10 protein-coding genes are annotated in these 12,834 nt (G+C 71.0%); 8 read left to right on the plus strand and 2 right to left on the minus strand.

Features of this window, described 5'->3' with window-relative positions; genetic code table 11:
* Nucleotides 1-1,248 (plus strand): S1C family serine protease (locus tag CM1CMNOD_RS20725; protein ID WP_242625476.1); only part of this gene is annotated, 1,248 nt, incomplete at its 5' end.
* A 487-nt stretch (nucleotides 1,249-1,735) separates the two neighbouring features.
* Nucleotides 1,736-3,151 (plus strand): putative RNA polymerase sigma factor, encoded by a 1,416-nt coding sequence (locus tag CM1CMNOD_RS22610; RefSeq protein WP_013875547.1) that lies wholly within the window; start codon nucleotides 1,736-1,738, stop codon nucleotides 3,149-3,151.
* A 109-nt stretch (nucleotides 3,152-3,260) separates the two neighbouring features.
* On the opposite strand, the gene CM1CMNOD_RS20735 is transcribed toward CM1CMNOD_RS22610, so the two are convergent.
* Nucleotides 3,261-5,267 (minus strand): copper resistance protein CopC, encoded by a 2,007-nt coding sequence (locus tag CM1CMNOD_RS20735; RefSeq protein WP_050803633.1) that lies wholly within the window; start codon nucleotides 5,265-5,267, stop codon nucleotides 3,261-3,263.
* 548 nt (nucleotides 5,268-5,815) lie between these two features.
* On the opposite strand from CM1CMNOD_RS20735, the gene CM1CMNOD_RS20740 reads away from it, so the two are divergent.
* From CM1CMNOD_RS20740 to CM1CMNOD_RS20760, 5 genes are all read left to right on the plus strand, one after another.
* Nucleotides 5,816-7,018 carry a hypothetical protein gene (locus tag CM1CMNOD_RS20740; protein ID WP_013875549.1) on the plus strand — a complete coding sequence of 401 codons (1,203 nt, stop codon included), beginning with the start codon at nucleotides 5,816-5,818 and terminating at the stop codon, nucleotides 7,016-7,018.
* A 5-nt stretch (nucleotides 7,019-7,023) separates the two neighbouring features.
* Entirely contained in the window at nucleotides 7,024-7,764 is a 741-nt protein-coding gene (locus CM1CMNOD_RS20745; RefSeq protein WP_013875550.1) for a hypothetical protein, read from the plus strand.
* A gap of 409 nt (nucleotides 7,765-8,173) precedes the next feature.
* Nucleotides 8,174-8,926: a YcnI family copper-binding membrane protein gene (locus CM1CMNOD_RS20750; RefSeq protein WP_013875551.1), complete on the plus strand. Its 753-nt coding sequence runs from the start codon at nucleotides 8,174-8,176 to the stop codon at nucleotides 8,924-8,926.
* A 132-nt stretch (nucleotides 8,927-9,058) separates the two neighbouring features.
* On the plus strand, nucleotides 9,059-9,859 hold the full coding sequence (locus CM1CMNOD_RS20755; RefSeq protein ID WP_043604225.1) for an MOSC domain-containing protein: 801 nt from the start codon (nucleotides 9,059-9,061) through the stop codon (nucleotides 9,857-9,859).
* 163 nt (nucleotides 9,860-10,022) lie between these two features.
* Nucleotides 10,023-10,379, plus strand: a complete 357-nt coding sequence (locus CM1CMNOD_RS20760; RefSeq protein WP_013875553.1) for a hypothetical protein — start codon at nucleotides 10,023-10,025, stop codon at nucleotides 10,377-10,379.
* Here CM1CMNOD_RS20760 and CM1CMNOD_RS20765 read toward each other — a convergent pair.
* Nucleotides 10,366-10,722, minus strand: coding sequence for a type II toxin-antitoxin system VapB family antitoxin (locus CM1CMNOD_RS20765; protein ID WP_013875554.1), 357 nt, complete (start codon nucleotides 10,720-10,722; stop codon nucleotides 10,366-10,368). The genes CM1CMNOD_RS20760 and CM1CMNOD_RS20765 overlap by 14 nt on opposite strands.
* 908 nt (nucleotides 10,723-11,630) lie before the next feature.
* On the opposite strand from CM1CMNOD_RS20765, the gene CM1CMNOD_RS20770 reads away from it, so the two are divergent.
* Nucleotides 11,631-12,641: a DUF2470 domain-containing protein gene (locus CM1CMNOD_RS20770; RefSeq protein ID WP_013875556.1), complete on the plus strand. Its 1,011-nt coding sequence runs from the start codon at nucleotides 11,631-11,633 to the stop codon at nucleotides 12,639-12,641.
* Nucleotides 12,642-12,834 lie beyond the last annotated feature (193 nt).

Below are 12,834 nucleotides of genomic sequence, written 5' to 3' on the forward strand. Positions count from 1 at the left end.
GCAAACTACCTCGGCGGGCTGCCCGGTGCCGGGAACCCGTTCCATGCGCCGCCCGCACCACCGGCCGGCCCGTACCAGAACCTCACGCGGACCACCGGGCCGTCGGGGCCACCGCACCGCCGCCGGCTGGTCGCCGCCGCGCTCGCGCTCGCGCTGGTCTCGGCCGGGGTGGGCGGCGGCGTGGGGGCGCTGGTGGCCGGCAACAACGACAATGGCCAGGCCGTGGTGTCCTCCGGCGGGCTGCTGCGCAGCACCGACAGCGGCTCGGGTGGCACGTCGCCGGCGGCCGCCGGCACGGTGTCGGCCGCCGCGCAGGCCATCCTCCCGAGCGTGGTCACGATCTCCGTCGCCTCCAGGAACAACGAGGGGAGCACCGGCTCCGGCGTGATCATCCGCCAGGACGGCTACATCCTCACCAACAACCACGTGGTCTCCGACGCCGCGAGCGGCGGTTCGCTGAGCGTGAGTACGCAGGACGGCAAGGACTACAACGCGAGGATCGTCGGTACCGACCCGAGCTCCGACCTCGCGGTTATCAAGATCGACGAGACCGGTCTGAAGCCGGCGACCTTCGGCAACTCCGACGCGCTCGCGGTCGGCGAACTAGTGATCGCGGTCGGCAGCCCCCTCGGCCTGAACGGCACCGTGACCTCGGGCATCGTCAGCGCCGTGCACCGGCCGGTGCGGACCGGCGACGCCGACGTCCAGGACAGCAACGCGGTTCTCGACGCCATCCAGACCGACGCCCCGATCAACCCGGGCAACTCCGGCGGCCCGCTGGTCAACAGCAGGGGCGAGCTGATCGGCATCAACTCGGCGATCGCCACCGTGGGATCGGGCGGCCGCGGTTTCGGCGGTCAGCAGCAGCAGTCCGGCAACATCGGCGTCGGGTTCGCGATCCCGGCCAACTACGCCCAGTCCATCGCCGAAGAACTGATCACCGGAGGCACCGCGAGGCACCCGTACCTCGGGGTCAGCGCGTCCACGGCGGGCGTGGGCCCGTCCGACCCGACGGGTGAGGGCACCGGCGCCACCATCGGTGAGCTGGTCAACAACGGGCCGGCGCAGCAGGCCGGGCTCCAGCCGGGCGATGTCATCACCAAACTGGGCGACCGCCGGATCACCAGTGTGGACGGCCTCATCGCCGCCGTGCGCTCACACGGCATCGGCAACAAGGTGACGGTCACCTACACCCGCAACGGCCAGACACTGACCACCGACGTCACCCTCGCCCAGCAACCGTCCTGAGCACTCGATGTCACAGGAGCGGCCGGGTCACGGGGAGCGGCCGACCGGGAGCCGGCCCGCACGGCACCGGGCGGCGGCCCGGGCGCCCGCTCCCGCACTGCCGCGCCGTCTGCCACTACCCGTCCCCACCACCGCCGCCAGCGGACCACCAGCGGTGGTGGGGACGGCGACCGAGCAGGCCAGGAATGTTACGAGTCCGTCGTGTGACAACAAAGTTTTCCCAAGATTCCGCATGACATGACCGAGACGTTCTACCGTAATAAGTGATGGTGGTGTCACTCCGTCCTTGTCAGGGCGCGGCTGCGACAGGAATCACCGATAGGGGATCCGGGAGAGTGCACTGATGGACGGCGGCATCGACCACACCACCTTCGGCACGCCCCCCCCCCCGCGCGGGTGCGCCACCTGTCACCCGTCCCGCCGCCTTCGACAGGAAGCCGCGACCTGAGCGGTCGGCGCCGACGCCGACATCGACGCCGACATCGTCATGCGGATCCGGCATGGTCAGCGGCAGGCATTCGACGATCTCTACGACCGGTACGCCGACGACGTCTTCTCCGTATGCCTGTTGATCCTTGGCGAGCCGACCGTCGCGCACGCCGCGGCGGGCACGGCGTTCGCCCTCGTCGCCCGTAGCCGCCTCAGCCCGCTCAGCGATCCCACCCGGCTGCACGCATGGCTGCTGGAGCTCGCCCGCGGCAGCTCACTGGCGTGGTCGGGCTCGCCGCAGGTACAGGCAGCTCCGGTACCCCACGGGATCACCCCCGAGGAGATGCTCGCCGCGACCCAGCTAGTGGCGGCGCCGGCATCCCTGCGGGAAGGGCTTGCGCGTACCTTCGATCGGGCCGCCGCCGCGGCCACCGCCCGCGATACCGCGGCCCGCGCCCACTACCGGGCGCTCAGCCTCGGCCGCGGCCCCGACGGCACAGCGGTCATCTCCCGCGACGGCGTGGCTGGCCCCGTCCCCATGGCCGGCGCCCTCCCCGGCGGCACAGTCGGCGCTGTCGCTGCCGGCTACGGCAACGGGGCCGGTACCGTCCGCGACAGCGCGGCCCACGATGTCGCGGCTCACGACGGTGCGGCTGGCCCGGGCCAGCTACCGGTTCACGCCGAGCCGGCGGACAGCGACAGGACCTTAGTCATCGGCCCGATGACAGGCCAGGGCGCTCTGTCCGGCCCGACCGGGCCGGGCCGGGACGGGCCGGGCCCGGTCGGGCCGCTGGCGCCCGGATACCTCGGTGGGGAGCCCCCGGCGGCCGGATCACCTCGGCGTGGTCGTCCGGTCGCGGCGGCTGCCGCATCGCTGCTGGTCATGGCCACGATCGGTGTCGTCGTCGCGGTCAACTGGCCCACCCCGGCATCCGACACCACCGCCAGCCGCCCCGGCACCGCGGTGATCACACCGAGTTCGTCCGGAGAAGAGCCCGGCGGCTTCTCCTCGAATCCCTCGTCCGCGTCCGGATCGTCGGCCCCGGTCGACCCCGCGGTGGGTGCGCCGCCCGCCCAGCAGCCGTCCGCCCAACGCACCGGGCCGACCACGTCCGACTTCGGGCCCCCGGCCGGGGTCGCACTGGTGTCGTCCCAGCTCTCCACCAACGACGGCCCGCTCCCCCCGCCGCCGGTGAACGCCCCGCCTACGACGATCACGGAACCGCCCCAGCCGACCGCGACGGCGACCACGCCCGAACCGGAGCCCACGGCAACCACCGAGCCCACCGGTCCCGGCACTCCGTCCAGCAGCGCGGGGACCGACCCGCCGGCGGGCAGCCCGACCAACCCGGGCGAAACATCCACGGCGGATCCGTCGATCACCGCCACGGCCGTGAGCCCGTCGGCATCCGGCGGCCCGGCGGACGAGAAAGGCGGGCCCGCGACCAGCCGCGCGCCCCTGACCTCGGTCTGAACCGCCAGGAAACGGCCACCGCCCGGCCATCGCGCCGGCCCGCGGTTCCGGAACGGCTTCGCGTCACCCGGTCGACTACCCGGCCGACGCGCTGACGGACCCGGTAGAGCTAACGGACCCGGTAGAAGAGGGTCGTCACGTACTGGTCGAAGTCGTTGACACGTAGCGTCAGTCGCAGCTGCCAGGTGCCCGGCAGCGGGACCTGCATGCCTTCGCCGATCACATGGCCGGGTGCCGCCTGGGTGAGCGGCACCGGCAGCGGGCCGACACCGGCGTCCGGCAGTGACAGCGCGGCCGACGCCTCGGCGAGCGGCTGCGCCTTCCCCGCGGGGTCGAAGACGTAGACGTGCAGGGTCTGCGGGCCACGCCTGGTGGGTGCGATGTCCACCTGGACGGTCAGCGGCCCGGCGAAGACCGTGTCGGAGAACGGGGGGACGTACGACGTCCGCGCCGGGACGGAGTTGACCAGCACCGCTGTCACCCCGAGCACCACGGCGGCGACTCCCACCTCGAGGATGATCCCCCGGCGCAGCCGCGCCAACGCGCCCTCGCTGATCCTGGGACGCGGCGGCAGGCCCGGCGAGGACGCGTCCCCCGACGGGCCGACAGCAATATCATCATTGTTTCTCCGCGCTGCCGGCGGCCCGGCTGCCCGGCCTGTCAGCAGGCCGAGGACGGCACGGCCACGATTCACGTGAATCTCCGCTTCCCGCCGGGCCGGCGGGGCTGATCCGGCGGATCCGGAAAGCCCGGGCCCGCGGCCCACGGTCTGGACGGCCACGCCCACCGCCGTACTCCCCCGACCGTCCCCGGCCGGTTCCACGGCGCTGTCCCCGACCTCGTTCCAGGCGTGGTTCCCGGCCTGCCCCGCGGTGGCGTCCGCGTCCGCCCGGTCCGCGGCCAGCGCGGCACGGGGTGGCCGATGGTGGCGCGCGACCCAGTTGTGCCCCAACCAGCCGAATCCGAGCATCATCGCCACGAACCAGAGCTTCACCAGCAGCAGACGGCCGTAGGTGGTGTTCAGCGCCGAGAGCGAGCCGACCTCCCGCCATGTCTGGTAGACACCGGTCAGAACGATCACAGTGACAGCCGCCATCGCCACACGTGACCACTTCGGCAGGACCTCGGCGAGTTCGGCGGCCCGGGCAGCCGGCACCTCGACGTCGTCGCCGGGAGGCTGCCGGCCGTCCCGCGAAACGCGCCGGGAGGTGGCCCACAGAAAGATCACAAGTACCGTGAGGCCGCCGCCCCAGGCCGCGACACCCAGCAGGTGCAGAGTCAGGTTGGCGGTTGCCAGCCACGCGTCGTCACCGACGCCCGCATGCCTGGCCGCACTCTGGGTCACCGTGGCGACAAGAGCGAGCCCCGCCAACTCTAGCAGGGAGCGCCGGTGACCCGCCATGACCGCACGCAGCAGCGGTACCGCGAGCAGCAGCGCGAGGGTGCGCAGCAGTACCAGATGCCCGTATCTGCCGTACAGGGTGGCCGACAGCGCATCCCAGCGGAACAGGGCGGACAGGCCCTGACCGGCGCCGTACGGCCCCTGCAGCAGCAACAGCGCGACGGACGAGCCGAAGGTGACCCCCCACCCCGCCCACAGCAGGCGCCGCGGGCCTGGCAGCCCCAGCCCGGCCGGCCACAGCGCCAGCAGGAACAGGCCCGCCCCGACCAGGACGGCGAGCCCTGCGAAAGCGGCGAAACGGGCGACACCGGCCAGCACGCCCACAACCACCGAGCCACGGGTGGTGGACACCGACGCGGCCGCCGACGCGTCCGGTACCACCCCGACCCCGAAGAAGAAACCGCCGGAGACCGGATGGCTGTCCGCGGAGACCACATGCCAACTGACCACGTACGTTCCGTTGTCGAGCCCGGAACGGATCCCCACCACGGCCTCGTTGCCAGCCTGCCCGTGCCGCGCGGCACCGTCGTCCACCCGCTGGCCGGACGCGGAGATGACCGTTATCGAGCCGGCGTTCACCGTGACCGACTCGCTGAAGGTCAGCGTGACCCGCGACGGTGCGGCCGGCTGACTCGACCCCCCGGCGGGATCGCTGCCCTCGAGCACGGCATGCGCGGACGCCGGCACGGCCGTCCCGACCACGGCCACGAGCATGGCCGCGAGCAGGAAGCCAACGCGACGTGCGGCGCGCCGCCAACGCCACCTGGCGTCAAAACATGGTGACGCGGTGTCAACGCGAGATCGGGTCAGCGACCCGATGCCAGTCCTGGGCCGGAATACCGGCCCGATGCCAATCCGGAACCGAACCACCGGCCCAGTGTCCACCTCGCCGCCCGCGAACGGCGGCAACGCCGGCATCCGCGGCCGGCCACCGCGTCCCACAACTCTCCCAGGAGCAGCGGAGGCCAGCGTGCCGGGAGCCGGGAGCCGGCGGAAGCTCCGGCCGGCCACGCTCCGCAGGAATCTCCATGCTGCCGCGGAAACCCTGTGCCCTTCCGGGAACCTCCGCGGCCCGCTGGCAACTTCCGAGCGTGCCACATCTTCCAGGGCCCTCCGAGCATTCTTTTAAAGATCCATAAATCCACTTCCCGTGGATCGCCGAGCGGTTTTCCGCGATCGTCGTCGGACAAGGAATCACCGGCTCCCGCTCATCGGCCGGCTAGAATCCGGCTGTATGAAGACCGCGCGACCATGAAGATCTCGTGAACGCCGCTGTCGGAAGGCTGTCCGGCCGGGTCCGGCCGGTCGGCGTGTCGCGGTGTGCGCTCGTGCTTCTGGGCGCCGTGGTCTGCCGGCTCGTCTTCACGGCCGGGCCGGCGCAGGCGCATTCCGTCAACGGTGCCTCGGCCACGAACTTCCGCACGACCGTGACCGGTCTGCGGCCGCCGGTGGACGGCGTCAGCCTCGTACCCGTGGAGAACGGCAGCCGGGTGCGACTGACCGTCACCGGCAACCACACGGTCGTCGTCAAGGGATACGACGAGGAGCCCTATCTGCGGGTGGATTCCACCGGCGTCTGGCAGAACACGCCCTCACCCGCCACGTATCTCAACCGTGACCGGTACGGGTCGAGCGGCTCCGGCCCGGCCGGCGACAGCCGGGCCGCCAAGGCAACGCCACGCTGGGAGAAGATCGCCGACGGCCGGACCGTCGTCTGGCACGACCACCGCGCCCACTGGATGGGCACGCAGGACCCGCCGGCCGTGAAGGCCGCCCCGGGCCGCTTCCACCAGATCTACACCTGGACGATCCCCCTGACCGTGGACGACCAGGCGGTCCTCGACGCCGGCACCCTCGACTGGGTTCCCGGACCGTCGCCGGTGCCGTGGCTCGTCCTCACCGCGGCTGTCGCCGCCGCGGCAGCCGCCAGCGGGCTGCACCGGCGCCGCGACGCCGCGCTGGCCACGGCCGTGACAGTGATCGTCGGGGTGGACGTCACCCATTCGGTGCTCATCGCCTGCTCCCGGGCCAGCGGCCGGCTCTCGGGGTTCGTCTACGGCAACATCGTCGAGATGACCGCCTGGATCCTCGGGCTGGCCGCGGCCGTCCTGCTGCTACGGCGCTCGAGCGCGGGCCGCTACCTCGCCGGGACCGCGGGCTTCGTCATCGCCATGGTCGGCGGTTTCGGCGACCTGGGCGTGCTGTACCGGTCCAGCGCCCCGATCGCCGGGCCGATCGGCCTCGCCCGGACGCTGACCGCGGTCACCATCGGTATCGGCTTGGGCCTGCTCGCCGCCACGGCACTGGCGTCCCGCCAGCGCGCGTCACGCGGGCCGGACGGTACGGGGCGGAAAAGCCGCCACCACAGCGACCCGGGACAGGCCGGCCCGGATCACGCCGGCCTGCCACACGACGGCCGGCAACCGACCGACATGCTCCCTACCCGGCGGGATATGGCAAGCTGACCGCCGTGAACGCGCGCACGGCGCTGCCCGCCGTCGCCAGGACACCCGCCGCCGCGACACCCGCTGTCGCCGGGACGGCTGCCGGGCGGGGCATGCGCGCGTCCGTCTTCGCCGGCTCCTCGGTCTGCCTCGCCGTGGCGGCGCACACCGCCGCCGACGGTCACCGACCGTCAATGACGATCTTCCTGGGGGCCTTCGGGTTGATCACCCGCATCGCGTACGGGCTTGCCGGGCGGGAACGCCATGCCATCGCCGTACTCGCCGGGGTCGGCCTGACCCAGATCGTCCTGCACGCCACGTTTGCGGTCACAGCGCACGACGCGGCCACAGCGCACGGCGCCGGCACGGCGTCCGACGCGGTCCTGCACGACGGAGCTGTCATGAGCGCCGTGCACGCCGTGGCGGCCGGGCTCGTCGCCGGCATGCTCCGCCATGCCGAGAAGGGGCTGTGGAGCACGAACGTCCTGCGTTCGGCGGCCGCCCGGTTCGGGATGCTCGCCCGCCGCGTCGACAGGCTGCTGCGGTCCACCCACCGGTTCGCGGCGCGGTGCGGCATCCCGCTCACGATCGGGCCAGCGGCCACCCGCGCCCCCGGCATGCCCGGTGGATGTCCGCTCGCCGCGTCCGCGCCGTCGGCGTCCATGGGCGGATGCCTGTTCGTCCGCGCCGGCAGACGACGTGGGCCGCCGGCCCGCCGTACAGCCGCCGGCCGGTCCCACCCGAGGGTCCGGCCACAACCGGCCTGACCGTCACGCGTCCGCATCCGCCACGCGTCACCTCACTCCGTGCCCTGCCCCGCGTGCCCTGTTCTGCCTGTGGACGGCGTCCGCCGCCGGACCGGCCGGCTCGGCGAGCGCTGGCCCGATGCACGCCCGCTGCCCGGATTCGCGTCTGTCGGATCCGGCGACGGCGAACGGGTCTGCGGGGCGACCGGCACTGGCTGACCGGCACTGGCCTGACCAGCATGATCTACCGGCCAGCCCGCGTCAGGCCGGTAGACCTCGGCGCGCCGGGCCGGATTCACCGTCTGTGTGGGTGAGGTGTGCGCGGGCCCGGGCTGACGCCCCGTACGCACATGCTCCCGCCGCTCCACCGGCGACGTGAAAAACCACTGTCACGCCGTCCGCGGGAGGCAGGCTCTCCGAAAGGATCGGTATGTCCCGCACCACCCGTGGCATCGCCGTGCTCGGCGCCGCCCTCACCGGCGTGATCGCCTTTGCGCTGCCGGCGTCCGCGCACGTCACCGTGCAGCCGAAATCAGCGGCTGCCGGCAGTTACACCACCCTGTCATTCAAGATCCCGACCGAACGGGACGACGCCTCCACGACCAAACTGGAGATCCAGTTCCCGACCGACACCCCGATCAGCTCGGTGACGATCGAGCCGCACCTGGGCTGGAGCTACCAGGTCGCGAAGACCAAGCTGGCCGAACCCATCAAGACCGACGACGGCTCCGTCTCCGAAGTGATCTCTCAGATCACCTGGACCGCGTCCTCCGCCGACACCGCGATCAAGCCGGGTGAGTTCGCCGTGTTCAACGTCTCGGCCGGGCCGCTGCCCGCCCAGGCCGGCACGGTCGCGTTCAAGGCCCTGCAGACCTACAGCAACGGCGAGGTCGTGCGCTGGATCGACGTGGCCCAGCCCGGTCAGGACGAGCCCGAACACCCGGCGCCGTCCCTGACCCTCACCGCGGCGGCCGCTGGCGGCGCGGACGCGCACGGCGCCTCGGCAGCCAGCGCGTCCCCCGCCGGCACCGGCACGGCCGACACGACGGCGTCGCACAGCGTCGACAGCTCCGACGGCACGGCCCGCGGGCTGGGCATCGCGGGCCTGGTCGTTGGCCTGATCGGCATCGGGGCCGGCGTGGCCGCCCTGCGCGGCGGACGCGGCGGTACGACCACATCCTGATCACCGGTGAGCCGAAGGCGACACGAAAAATCTTCGTGCTGCCTTCGGCCGGTGCCCGCCGCGGCTCCCCGCCGGCCGTCGTCCCCCGGCGCCTTTGTGTCGGCGGCCGTCCCTGCCGGTAGCGTCGGGAGGGTGCCTCGGATCGCTCACCTGTACCGGTATCCGATCAAGGGCCTGTCGGCTGAGATGCTGGGCTCGATGACGCTGTCAGCGAGCGAGGGCCTCCTCATGGACCGGGTGTACGCACTGGCAAGGCCCGAGACCGTTTTCGACGAAGCACATCCACAGCGACTGTCGAAGACCCGCTTTCTGATGCTGGCGAAGAACGCGGAGCTGGCCCGCGTCGCGAGCCGGTACGACGCCGCCACCGGTCTGCTCACCCTCGACCACCCGGTCGGGAAGCTGACCGCCGACCTGGGTAACGCTCGGGACCGGACAGCGGTGGAGGACTACTTCGCGACGCTGCTCGCCGACACCCTGCACGGAGACCGGCCACGGCTGGTGGCCGGCTCCGACAGCCACCGGTTCACCGATGCCTCCATTGTCTCCGCCGATATGATGCGAGCCATTTCGATCATCAATCTGGCCTCTGTCCGCGACATCGCGGACCGGCTGGGAACGGACGTCCACCATCTGCGCTTCCGGGCGAACATTTATGTGGACGATGTCGACGCCTGGTCGGAACTGGACTGGGTCGGACACGAGATCGACCTCGGCGGGGTGCGTGCCAAGGCGCTCGTCCCCACCGGCCGGTGCGCCGCGACCACGGTCAACCCGCGGACGGGCGAGCGTGACATCAGGATTCCGAAGGAACTACAGGCCCACTATGGACACATCAACTGCGGGGTGTATGCCGCCGTCCGTTCCGACGGCACGATCAGAATCGGGGACCAGGTCACGGTGGACGATCAAGCCGCCCCGGAACAGCCCTGAATGATCTGAAAGTCGACCGGCGCGCCCTGACCCAGCGGCAACGGACATCCCCCGCGCCGCGCCACCGACTTCAAAACCGCTATGGCCTGTTCACCCCCGATGAGTAGACACACCCGCATGCGCTACTGAAGATCTATCCGGGACGCTTTAGGCTTCTGGTCCTGTGAGCCCCGTTCTCGCGTCAGGCCGGGCCGGGAACTTCGTCCGGGCGCTGCTGACCATCCTCGTGATGGCCCTGGTGTTCCGCGAGATATATCTGCTGTGGTTCTTCCACACCCCCGCATGGACGAGCAGACCCAAGGAGATCCGCTGGTGTGGGGCGTGGTACGAACGGAGCAACGAGCGTGACCGTACGCTGGTGGAGGCCCGCGACCTCGCCGGCGGCTCCCTCGTCCAGGTCTCCCGCCTGCCCGTGTGGAAGCCGATTGTCGCTTACAAGCCGTCCGGCGACTGCCCGCCGTACATCTTCGGCAAGGTCGGTGATGACACCTTCACCACCTATCTGATCAGTGGGGACTGACCCTCAGCCGGGAGCCGGCTATGGTCGCCGGGTCCGCCCCCGGCTGGGGCTGCTGGAGAACGTGCACCCGAGCATGGATCGAGTTGCGCTGCTGCAGCGCGGCACGGACGGCCCGGTGCAGTCCGTCCTCCAGGTAGAGCGTGTTGTCCCAGTCGACGACGTGGGGGAACAGATCCCCGTAGAAGGTCGAGTCCTCGTCGAGCAGGACGTCCAGCGCGAGCACTCGTTTGGTGGTGGCCAACTGGTCCAGCCTGACCTGGCGCGGCGGAATCGCCGCCCACTCCCGCTGGCTCAGCCCGTGATCGGGATAGGGGCGACCGTCACCCACCCATTTGAAGATCACCCAGCACCTCCTCGCCGAGGCCTCGACGTCGCGGAACATCTGATGGCCAGTTGGCCAAAGGCCGCATGATCATGCTCCTCCTCGCGCTCGGACTCCCACCGAATCCGGGGCTCCCGCCGGAGCGGCGAAGCCGATCCAGGAGGTCCGGATGCCGACCTGGGAAGTCCGGAGGCTCCAACAGCCTACCGACCAAAGACCAGATGATCGCAATCCTTCTCATGCGACCGGAGGCCTCACAGGATGCCGGAGACCTCCGTCAACCCAGCGGATCGCAGCCGTTCTCTACGGTAGTTGTTCGTATATTGTTTTGGATCGACAACGTCATCCAAACTGTCATCCAAAATCAACACTTCACGTATTATAGCCAACCGAAAACCGTTCACCGTCAGAGTCGAACGGCGCCGGTCGGGCATCACCCGGGGCGCCCCCGCTCCCCCACCCATGCCGCCGTCCCGTCCGCGACGCGCCGGGCGCCGTCCTCGACACGTCGAGGGCCGCCCGCGACGTGTCGAGCGACACCGACCGGAACCGCTCCCGGAGCAACCTCGCGACCTCGGCCCTGTCGACGTCCTGACCTCCCGACGCCCCGAGCGGCTTCCGCACCGCTGGCTCCAGCGGATCCAGCGGACGCTGTAGGCAGACACCGTAGAACGCGAAAGAAACGTAGAAGAAACGTAGAAGAGATCTACTCTTCATACTCAATCTGCCGGCGACCGCACGCCGTGGGCGGTGGGCGCCGTCCACGCGCACTCGCAGCCTTTACAGTACCACCAGCATTCTTGTCAATGTGATCAACATAACCTAGTGTGATCTTTTGCGATCCACTGCTGTTCCATTGCACGCAGACCGGCGGCTAATTAGGTTAGCCTTACTTAAGGGAAGGTAATCATATTTTAGCGGAGGGTATCGTGACGGCACCGACACCGCTCGAGGAAGCGACGCCCAGCCGGGCCCGCACCGTGATCGCCGGAGCCCGACACGCTCTGCTGACGCTGCCATACGAACGCCTCTGCGGCCGGGTCGGCCTGCTCGACGACGGTGGCGAGCCGATCCTGCTCGTCACGGCCGGCAGCCCGCCCGCGCACGCGGCCGGCAGCTCCCCGACAGCGCGGGTCGACATTCACGGGCCGCAGGGTGAGCGCCTCGTCCTCTCCGGCTCCCTGCGCGTCGTTCCCGGCCCGGCGACGGACGTCATCGCGCGGCTGGCCGGGCCTGGCTGCCCGACACCGCGGCCACCCCTCGGCTCGTGCGGGCACGATCATGATCTCGTCGCGATCGCGATGATCGTCGCCGAAGTCGCCCTCTACCTGCTCACTCCCACGGATCCCGGCGGCGCGGCGGCCCAGCCGTCATCGGATCATGACAAAATAGATCATGACAAAATAGATCACAGCGGAACGGATCGCGGCGGGACCGGATCGGCAGACCTTCCCAGACCGCGGCCGACCGCGCCCGAGAAAGCCACGACAGGGAGCAGCCGGCGGGCACCACGGGCCGCGGGTGAACGCGACCGCGGGCGAGCCCGGGCCGCCGGTGGCTGTGGGACCCGTATCGACCTGATCGCCTACGCCCTGGCCGAGCCGGACCTGATAGCGGCCTACGCGCCGGATCTGGTGGCGCATCTGAACACGGTGCACGCCGAGCAGATCCGCCGCCTCGCCGAACACACGGTCGCCGTCGACACCGACCAGGGCCGCGGGGCGCGGCAGCCCGCCGGCCCCAGGCTGGTGAGGATCGTGCGGTCGGGACACGCGCGGGAGCTCGCCGGCGCGCAGATCACCCGGCTCGACCACCAGGGCCTGGACATGTGGCGGATGGGGCCTTCGGGAGCCGAGGAGATCCATCTTCCGTTCCGGGCACCGCTGCGCGAACCACGCGAGCTCGGCAGGGAGATCCGCTGGCTGCTCGGGCTCGTCTGAAAACCCGTCCGAGCCTGCCCTACCCGGCTGGACTGTCCCGAGTCCTGTCCGCATCCCCTGCGGAACGGTCCGGCCCTTCTGACCGGCGGCAGCGCGGAACGGTTTCCTGCCCCGCGGTGGCGCGGGCTCGTCCGGCCCGGCCGGCGGCCCCGCACGGAATGGCCAACGGCCTGAGACGACGGCCGTTCACAGG

Source organism: Protofrankia symbiont of Coriaria myrtifolia (assembly GCF_900634755.1).
Taxonomy (GTDB): Bacteria; Actinomycetota; Actinomycetes; order Frankiales; family Frankiaceae; genus Protofrankia; species Protofrankia coriariae.

Bases quoted from the DNA above. Each gene is read 5' to 3' on its own strand.
- CM1CMNOD_RS22610 (WP_013875547.1), top strand. From the start codon at position 1,736: ATGCGGATCCGGCATGGTCAGCGGCAGGCATTCGACGATCTCTACGAC.
- CM1CMNOD_RS20735 (WP_050803633.1), bottom strand. From the start codon at position 5,267: ATGCTCGTGGCCGTGGTCGGGACGGCCGTGCCGGCGTCCGCGCATGCC.
- CM1CMNOD_RS20750 (WP_013875551.1), top strand. From the start codon at position 8,174: ATGTCCCGCACCACCCGTGGCATCGCCGTGCTCGGCGCCGCCCTCACC.